General features: G+C 40.4%; 9 protein-coding genes and 1 pseudogene. 7 read left to right on the forward strand and 3 right to left on the reverse strand.

What is annotated here, in order from left to right:
* Positions 1–263 (forward strand): annotated as a pseudogene (locus F607_RS34875) (IS982 family transposase); the annotation flags it as partial.
* Positions 264–281: 18 nt separating this feature from the next.
* Complete coding sequence (locus F607_RS0121930) at positions 282–782, forward strand: substrate-binding periplasmic protein (protein WP_027709789.1); 501 nt, start codon at positions 282–284, stop codon at positions 780–782.
* 9 nt (positions 783–791) lie between these two features.
* Here F607_RS0121930 and F607_RS0121935 read toward each other — a convergent pair whose 3' ends face one another.
* Positions 792–1,700, reverse strand: coding sequence for a dihydrodipicolinate synthase family protein (locus F607_RS0121935; RefSeq protein WP_027709790.1), 909 nt, complete (start codon positions 1,698–1,700; stop codon positions 792–794).
* Between the two features lie 58 nt (positions 1,701–1,758).
* Positions 1,759–3,021 carry an NAD(P)/FAD-dependent oxidoreductase gene (locus tag F607_RS0121940; protein WP_027709791.1) on the reverse strand — a complete coding sequence of 421 codons (1,263 nt, stop codon included), beginning with the start codon at positions 3,019–3,021 and terminating at the stop codon, positions 1,759–1,761.
* A gap of 205 nt (positions 3,022–3,226) precedes the next feature.
* On the opposite strand from F607_RS0121940, the gene F607_RS0121950 reads away from it, so the two are divergent.
* The 5 genes from F607_RS0121950 to F607_RS0121970 all read left to right on the forward strand — a co-directional run bounded on the left by F607_RS0121950 (position 3,227) and on the right by F607_RS0121970 (position 9,076).
* On the forward strand, positions 3,227–4,228 hold the full coding sequence (locus F607_RS0121950; RefSeq protein ID WP_027709792.1) for a 4-hydroxyproline epimerase: 1,002 nt from the start codon (positions 3,227–3,229) through the stop codon (positions 4,226–4,228).
* A gap of 68 nt (positions 4,229–4,296) precedes the next feature.
* Complete coding sequence (locus F607_RS0121955; protein ID WP_211233695.1) at positions 4,297–5,922, forward strand: aldehyde dehydrogenase (NADP(+)); 1,626 nt, start codon at positions 4,297–4,299, stop codon at positions 5,920–5,922.
* 397 nt (positions 5,923–6,319) lie between these two features.
* A complete protein-coding gene (locus F607_RS0121960) occupies positions 6,320–7,144 on the forward strand; it encodes a hypothetical protein (protein WP_027709794.1) in 825 nt (274 codons plus the stop codon).
* 53 nt (positions 7,145–7,197) lie between these two features.
* Complete coding sequence (locus F607_RS0121965; protein ID WP_211233696.1) at positions 7,198–8,079, forward strand: Hint domain-containing protein; 882 nt, start codon at positions 7,198–7,200, stop codon at positions 8,077–8,079.
* 220 nt (positions 8,080–8,299) lie between these two features.
* A complete protein-coding gene (locus tag F607_RS0121970) occupies positions 8,300–9,076 on the forward strand; it encodes a hypothetical protein (RefSeq protein WP_027709796.1) in 777 nt (258 codons plus the stop codon).
* 104 nt (positions 9,077–9,180) lie between these two features.
* Here the strand turns inward: F607_RS0121970 and F607_RS34880 are convergent.
* On the reverse strand, positions 9,181–9,436 hold a 256-nt coding region (locus F607_RS34880; protein ID WP_027709797.1), incomplete at its 5' end, for a hypothetical protein.

The following is a 9,436-nucleotide window of genomic DNA, read 5'->3' on the forward strand; positions in this document are numbered from 1 at the left end:
TACAATTAGAAACACCGGTCAGAGAAAACATGGTGGATCAACTCCCAGAGAAATGGAGGGGACAGTTAAACCGGGTCCGACGACGGGTTGAGACAACGATTGGTCAGCTTGTAAAAACGTTTAATATCCAACGAACAAAAGGTAGGACCTTATGGAGTCTGACGAATCGAATAAGTCGTAAATTGTTATCACACAGTTTATGTGTGTTACTCAATAGAAACGAAGGCAACGCTCCACTTCAGTTGGCTCAATTAATAGGCTAAAAAGTCGAGCATCGCGTTATGCTTTGTTTGTACAACAGACATTGGCTCAAAAAACCTGAACGCTTTATTTGGGGACCAGACTTAACCCATTATGAGGAGTACGTTATTCAGAATGAAGATGCTCCTGATATTAAAAACTATCAACAGCTGCAAGGAATGATGGTTGCAACACGCCTAGGTTACACCTATAGTCCGCAACTTGAAGCGCTTTTCAAAAAAGAGTATTCGGTTCGACTTAACCGGCAGGACACTGATTCAATGTACCGCTTGTTAACACTAAAGCGAGTTGACTCGCTGATTGATAATACCTGGTCGTTTTACCATCGCCAAAAAAACACTCCAAATTTTAGTCTGCGCCTAACCAGTCTAAGGGATGCTCACTACCCATTAACCTGTTTGTGTTCCCAGCATCCCCCAGAGCTTAGCAACGCTTTACTGCAAAGCATGAACAGCTTGCGAAACCAAGGAAAAATTCGTCAACTTATGGCGAAGTATCTTTCACCTGATTTAGTAAACTGATCACCTGACTTAGTCAACTGGCAGGTTTGGCCGCTGAGCCATGGCTTGCTCAACAAGGTTAATCACCTGTTGCCTTGCTTCGCCTTGGAGTGGTCTGCGAGGTGCCCTTACCCATTCTGCACCCTGCCCACATAATTGATCCACTAGCTTAATACACTGCACCAATGTAGGTAATGTATCTAAACGCAGCAATGGTAAAAACCAACGGTATAGTGCTCTTGCTTCAGCCAATCGTCCAGCACATGCCAACTCATACAATGTAACGGATTCTTTGGGAAAAGCATTTGTCAGCCCTGATACCCAGCCCTTTGCACCGAGCAGCAAACACTCCAAGGCAATATCATCAACACCTCCAAAGACAATAAAGCGTTCACCAAAATGATTAAACAGCTCTGTTATACGACGCGTGTCAGATGATGATTCTTTAATAGCCACGATATTTTGGCATTGGACCAACTGCGTCATAACCGCAATAGAAACATCAACGCCATACACTGCAGGGTTGTTGTAGACCATAATTGGTATATCAGAAAAATGATGAGCAACTGTCTGGTAGTGCGTAATAACTTCATCCTCAGAGGCAGAATATACCATACCTGGTAATAACATAATGCCGTCTACACCCACTTGCATAGCCTGATGAATATAGTGAATCACACCTTGTGTTGTATATTCTGCAGCACCTGACAATAAAGGGACACGATCTGCTACGGCTTCTTTCACCGCAGATAATAATTTTATTTTTTCATTTTCGTGCAAAGAACAGTTTTCACCAACAGTACCCAAGGCGATAATACCATCGACGCCTTCCTGAATAAGACGATCCACTTGCTGCTGTGTTGCGGCATAGTTGATCGACTCATCTTGATTAAATTGTGTGGTAATTGCAGGAAATACCCCTTGCCAGTTAATAGCCATATTGGCTTGCTCCCTCCGCTGGTTGATTTTTATTCGATATTTTTTGTATTAATATGTATCAAAAACGAGATAAACGATATGGTGATAAATCAATTTCACTCCGCTGCCTTGTGACTAATTGACTCACCAATAAAGCAGTGATTGCCGCTTGAGTTAACCCTAAATGTTGATGTCCAAAAGCAAAATACACACCTTTATCTTCATCAATAATCGGTAAAGAATCAGGTAATGAGGGTCGGCACCCCATCCAACATTGCGAAGCACTGATTTTCTGTTCAGGTAACCCTGGTAACAATGCTTGAGCATGGGGTAATAACATCTTGGCCCGTCGCATATTCGGTGGTAATGATAAACCGGCAAATTCTACCGTACCGGCCAAGCGTAACCCTTCACTCATAGGTGTCATTATAAATTTCCGTTCACCTGAAGTGACCGGTATTGAGATAACATTTTGCAAACCCTGCAAATGTAAATGATAGCCTCGCTCTGTATCTAATGGGATTTTTTTTCCTGTTAACTGATAAACCCATGGCTTGGACCACGCCCCCGTTGCCAGGACTACACGGGGTACCCACCAGGATTTTCCCATCGTAGTTTTAATCTTAATACCTTGCTGTCTATCATTATGCTTTCGTGTTAACTCAAGTACTTCAGCATGTTTAAATTGTCCGCCGGCTCGACGAAAATAATTAAATAACTGTGTCGCGAATTGGCTTGGATTAATCGTATGCCAAGTATCCGAAAAAAATATGCCTGCTTTAATATTGGTATTTAATGCCGGCTCACTTTTCAACACTTGAGCGCCAGACATCAATTCATACTGAACCCCATGCGCCTGCATGACTTCTAGTTGCTTCAAATAACTTAAATAAGCGCGTTGTGTTTCAAACACTAACATAGAGCCCTGACTACGAATTAACCCTTTTAGACCTGTACGTGATAATAATTCTTGGTAGACAACCAAAGCACTATTATTCAATGCAGCAATACCTTGACTATTTTGCTGGTATTTTCGTTTTGACATTTGTCGTAGAAAACGTAGCCACCAGGGCATAATCTTGAAGATATAGCGCCATTGAATAGCAACAGGTCCCAACGGATTTAACAAAATCGACGGTAATTGCCAGAGTAACTGTGGTGATGCTAAAGGCAACACCTGCTCTGTCGCAAAATGCCCAGCATTACCTTTTGACGCACCCATCACCGGAGGATCACGATCAACCAAAGTAACCTTAAAGCCTTGTTCCTGCAGGAAAATTGCACAACAAATACCAATAATCCCTGCCCCAATGACCGTCACATCACTTTTTTCTACTGGCATCTTTATCATTTTTTTTATCAGCCAAATCAAAAACAAGTAACATTAACACACTCTTATTCCTTTGATATTCCCTTAAAATAATGACGTTTACATGACGTAAGTTACTTATACTTTTTAGGGTAGCCATAAGCAGTAATTCATTTTTTTGACATTTAAATAATCCACTTTTACAGTAAATTTAAACCAAAAAAATAAGGAAATAATCATGCGTAAAGGGACTTTTTTTTGTATCGATGCTCATACCTGTGGCAATCCAGCTCGCCTGGTCACCAATGGACACCCTCATTTAATCGGGGAATCCATGAGTGAAAAACGCCAGTATTTTCTTGAGCACTATGATTGGATCCGTCAAGCTTTAATGTTCGAGCCACGCGGACATGCAATGATGTCAGGGGCTTTTTTGTATCCACCCTGTACTAAAATGGCTGACGCCAGTATCTTATTTATCGAAACCAGTGGCTGCTTGCCCATGTGTGGACATGGCACGATTGGTACAGTTACCGCCGCATTGGAGTCAGGTTTATTACACCCCAAAAAAGCAGGTGAATTAATACTCGATGCTCCAGCCGGGACGATTCACCTCACTTATAAAACACACGGTAACTATGTCAGTGAAGTTACCATATTTAACGTGCCCGCCTTTTTAGCGCATCAGGATATAAAAGTGAATTGCCCTGAACTGGGAGAACTCTCCATCGATATTGCATATGGCGGAAACTTTTACGCCATTATTGATCCTCAACCCAATTATCAGGGGTTAGAGTCAATTTCAGCCCAACAAATTTTACACTACAGTCCACGTATTCGTGAACAAATTAACCAAACCGTCACCTGCCAACACCCCTTTGATGAAACCATTTCGGGTTTGAATCATATACTCTGGACAGGTGCGCCAACTCAACCTGAAGCAATTAGCCGTAATGCTGTTTTTTTTGGTAAAAACGCTATCGATCGGTCACCCTGTGGCACTGGCACCAGTGCCCGAATGGCGCAGTGGGCTGCCAAAGGCCGCTTAAACGAAGGAGACCACTTTGTTCATGAAAGCATAATTGGCAGTCTCTTTACTGGGCGTATAGAAGCTATGACAGAGGTAGGTCACTACCCTGCCATACTTCCCAGCATTACTGGTTGGGCCAAAGTCATAGGGCATAACACTATTTGGGTGGATACTGATGACCCCTACTGGCAAGGCTTTGAAGTAAAGTAACCTGTCATCATTCACCGATATGATGAGTTTTTTCGCTTTTCCACTGAATACAAAGCAAGGACGCACTTATGCCACAAATACCCTCTTCATCACGCCTTCCCATGCTTCCTTCACTGAAAGGGCTTTCCTATATTGCTGGAGAGTGGGTTAAGCCTACTGGTCAACCCACCTTCAATGCATATAACCCTGCTACAAACGAGCTTCTACCGACCCAATATTATGAAGCTGATCAGACCTTGGTCGATTTAGCCGCAGAAAAAGCACAGTCAGCATTTAGCGACTATCGCCTACTTTCCGCTAAGCAACGCTCAAACTTTTTAAGCGCTATTGCAAGACAACTTCAACAGCTCGGACCAGGCATTATTGAGCAAGCTATTAATGAAACAGCCCTGCCTGAAACTCGCCTCACCAGTGAGCTGCAACGAACGATAAATCAGCTCAAACTGTTTGCCGATCTCCTAACACAAGGGCTAGACTTATACCCCATCATTGACCAGGCAAGCCCTAACCGTCAGCCACTCCCCAAACCAGATATACGTCAAACGCAAATACCTATAGGGCCTGTGGCAGTTTTTGGGGCCAGTAATTTTCCCCTAGCCTTCTCAGTTGCCGGTGGAGATACGGCTTCAGCCTTAGCAGCAGGCTGCCCAGTGATTGTTAAGGGGCATCCCCTACATCCTGGCACCTCAGAATTTGTAACCTATGCTATTGATCTGGCGGTTAAAGAAACGGCCATGCCAGCGGGTATATTTTCACTGCTACAAGGTCAACAACATTCTTTAAGCGAATTACTGGTCAAACAACCTGCTATGAAAGCAGTCGGTTTTACAGGTTCACTATTAGCAGGTCGCCATTTATATAACCTTGCCTGCGAACGTCCTGAACCTATTCCATTTTTTGGCGAATTGGCAGCGAGTAATCCCGTTTTTATTTTGCCTGACGCCCTAAAACAACAACATGAAAATATTGCTGATAATTTATGTAAGTCATTCACCCTTAATGCTGGACAGTTTTGTACAAAACCCGGCTTAGTAGTGGTAATGGAAGATGAGAATTTATCCACATTTATAGAGACGCTTAAAAAACTATGCGCACAACAACCTGCGCAAACTATGCTGTCTGCCTCGATTTATCAGCATTATATACAGCAATGTGATAAACGACAGTCAATACCCGGTGTAATCACCCTGGCTTCAGGCCGCCCCAGCCAAGGTAATAATCAAGCACAGGTACAACTACTTTCTACCTCAGCAAAACACTTCCTAAAACATCCTCACCTAGAAAACGAGATATTCGGACCTACAACATTATTAATTATCTGCGCAAATGAAGATGAGTTATTCGCAATTACTAATCAATTATCTGGACAGTTAACAACCTCAATTTTCCAACAACAAAATACGCCTGTTGTTGAGCAATTAATGCTTAGAATACAGCAACGTGTAGGTCGAATTATATTTAATGCTTTTCCTACCGGAGTGGAAGTTAATCATGCCATGCATCATGGTGGTCCTTACCCTGCTACAACTAATAGTCACTTTACCTCTGTTGGTAGTCAAGCCATCCAACGCTTTCTACAACCTTGCTGCTATCAAAATACGCCTGATGAATTACTTCCTCCTGCACTACAAAATGCGAATCCATTAAAGCTCTGGCGTTTAGTTGACGGTAAACTAACACAAGCAGGCTGGTAATATATTATTATACTTCAGATGGGGAGGTACTCATTACCTCCCTCTATCGCCCCGCACTAAAGAAAACCCTACCATTTCCACTTAAACATTCATAGTGCATTTTATAACCATTCAGTCAGTCACCCCCAAAAAGATACTATTTATATAGAGGTAAAAGTAAATTACCCAAAAGGGTATTATACTTTAGTCTATATTGAGCAATAATATCTTGTCATAGATTACCGATTTTATATAAAGTCACCCTGAAAGGGAATTTTGGTAATCAGACAATAGTAATGGACTTTATTTTAATTAAACCCACCTAATTGTTTTCTATCTAAATTAACTTTCAATTGAACATTTTTGTTCGTTAAAAGAAGAACTAATTAGTATTAACCATAAACAAAAGGACTTTTCTATGAAGTTAAAATATTTAAGTATTGCCCTAGCCACATTACCATTAATGGCATCTGCAACGGATTATTATGAGCACTGTAACCAGATATTAGTGAATGGAACGCTACAAACTTATGAGTCAACTTTAAACTACGATTCTAAGATTGCTTTAAAAAAATGGCTATGTAGCCATGAGTCAAGCTCTGGAGGCGGTGGTGGTGGCTTAGAACTTGATGTCATTGGTATTTTTACTATAGGTGGTAGCGGTCAGTCTGCAAAACAATGGAAAAAAGAAAACTGTTCAGGATCTGATTATAATTACGAAGGCAGTAAGTCATCTCATATTTTAATTCAGCACAGTAGCGATAGTGTTATTAATGCATGGTCCCAATGTATTAAAGATATCCGCCCCGAAAACCTGGCTTGCTATGCTAAGGAAACAGAAAACTCATTATTAATGACTGTAGAACTTGGCTATGGCATTGGTGATATTGAAAATGCCGAAGTCGTTGGCACTAACCTTGATCCTCTCACCAGCGTTCCTAACCGTTTCAGACCAGGCAAGAAAAACCTACGTTATAGAATTACAAATCCTCGCTATGAAGCCTATTTTGATTTAAATGGTTCAGCACACTATATCGATGTTTCTTGTAGCTATACCATTCCTTCAAAGCCTGTGTCTGAAGATGGTGATAAAGGATGTGAAGTATTTCGACTACAGTCCTTGAGTCAGGGTAAAATCACTGCCTATGAATATGATTATCTCCGCGAAATGAACCAAGTACCGCTATTCAGTAGTAACAATGGAAAGTTAATAGGCTACTACAGTTGCTCTGAATTTGAATAAAATACTGCCCAATATAAATTCTCATAACAATAAAAATTTACATGGAGTATTCAGTGAAAGCATCTCTTTTAAAAATATTTATTTCAGTTACGTTAGCAGGAATCTCTGTTTCGACCTTTGCAACCGATCCCATCAGATTTGAAAAGCGCTGCGAAGATGATAGCTTAAATTCAAGTGCAGCATTTGGCCGAAATGACTGGGCCAAAAAGTGTCAATATATTAGCCACAGAACCTGGGACTTTAATATTAATGACGATTTTGGTAATCGTCGGGGACGTCCTTTTTATCCAAGTTTTTATCAACCCAATAACTTCGATAATTGGTTTAAAGCACCTACCACAGGGGCCGCCAAATGTGGTAGAGGCGCTGGCGATAAATATACTAAGATCCTAACTTGTTTAGCATCTTGTTATACACCCGATCAAAAGTTGTTATTCCCTGAAGGCGAACTCACCATCTATGATGCATTTAGCCGCCAAGTAAAAAAAATCGTCACACTGGCTGATGCTGCAAGTTTAAACAGCCTCCAATATACAACTCGTCCGGTTGCTGCCTATAGCGAATCTGTACGTGATGTTCTACATGAAATCCTGGTCATTAAAACACAAAATGGCGGCCAGCTTAAAGTAACCCCCAATCATCCACTCCTAATTTCCTCAGGCCACATGAAGAATGCTGAGGACTTAAAAGCAGGTGATGCACTTATTTCCCAAAATGGTACTTTTGATCCTATTAAATCAATAGAAAGTACTGAATTTTTTGGCAAAGTTTACAATGTTCGACCTAATTCCAGTAGTGAAGAAGGTGTAAGCTTAAACGGCCAAATTGTTATTGCTCAAGGCTTTTTAAGTGGTTCAATGTATTACCAAAACACCGGGGCTTATCATGTTAATCGTTTAGTATTACGTGATAACTTGCCAGAGGATTTGCTCTAGCATTACCCCTAAAGGCATGAATGATCAAAAGTTACTCTCTAATAATCCATCATATTGATTTGTTGAGATCAGTCGATCAATTGCCTTATATATAAAAAAACGATTTGTATATATTTCAACCATTTGCGAATAGTCTTTATGGTATTTTTGATGCAGTGCAGTATAACTTTTCCTAGTAATCCCATAAAACTATTCGCTTTTTCCTGTGACTGAGGCTTTCATGAAAAAAAGACCGTTCGCCATAGCATTAATCGTCATAGCAGTAGGTGCAGTCACATTTAACTATTGGTTATCAAGTCAATCACCTTCTGAAGTAATAACTACGCAGACAAATAATATTATTTACAAAAGCAAAGAAAAACAGACAACTAACGTACATCTGAATAAAGAACATAAAGTAAACGTAGTTATTCATGAATCCATCGCGGATAAAGCAGTATCACCAGAAAAAGAAATTAAGTCTTGGAGAAAACCATCACCTCACTTTCAGTCATTTATTGAGCTGATGGATAAGCCTTTAGTTAGCCAAGAAGAAAAAATAAAACTTCAAGTGTTAATGAATGATTATGCACTCTTAAATACCAGCCGAGAAATACTTTTTCGATCTATCCAAAGCAATGAACTTGATTTAGTGTATGAGCGAGAGCGTTTAGATGCAGTATTATATTTAACCACTATTCTTGTTGGAAAATATAATTCATCACAACAAGAATTAGCATCTGACCTGGTGATTGAAGTACTTAATAACAGAGCTTATCAGGATAATTTATCAACAGACTTAAAAAAATCTTTGGTAGGTGACAAAGTAGAGTTAGGACTTGCATTAGCGGTATTTCATCCTGAACGCTGGAGTCAATATAAGCAAAATTATAATCTTGGTGAAAAACATCAAAAACTAGTTCACTATATTGATGAATTAGCTAAACTAAAGGCCGAACAGCTTAAAGATAATGCAGCGAGGCTGGCTAATAGATTAAGATCCATGAGTAATTCATAGATATCACTTGTTGTGCTATACCCTTATATTGGTTAAATCAGTAACTACAGATGCTATAAACTCGATTCCGAAGTTTTTTTAGGTTGACAAAGCTGTATATTTATTCAAGCTGCCATTCGGTGCTGTAATGAAGGCGTCGGCTCTTGCCTACCAAGATCTAAACCCGCCAAATGTTTTTTCGAGTTACGCTCGGGTAATACTTTTTTTAAAGCCTTTGTAAAAGCTATCAGCTCTTTTTGTGGTTCATCCGCCATTACGATTTCTTGTACGGTTTTTATCAGGGCTTCAACTTTGAGACGTTCAGTTAGACAGCCAACAGGCAACCCGGGCTGTTTGTTTTCAAGGCGGGCCGATTGCTCC

The organism is Zooshikella ganghwensis DSM 15267 (genome assembly GCF_000428585.1).
Lineage (GTDB): Bacteria > Pseudomonadota > Gammaproteobacteria > Pseudomonadales > Zooshikellaceae > Zooshikella > Zooshikella ganghwensis.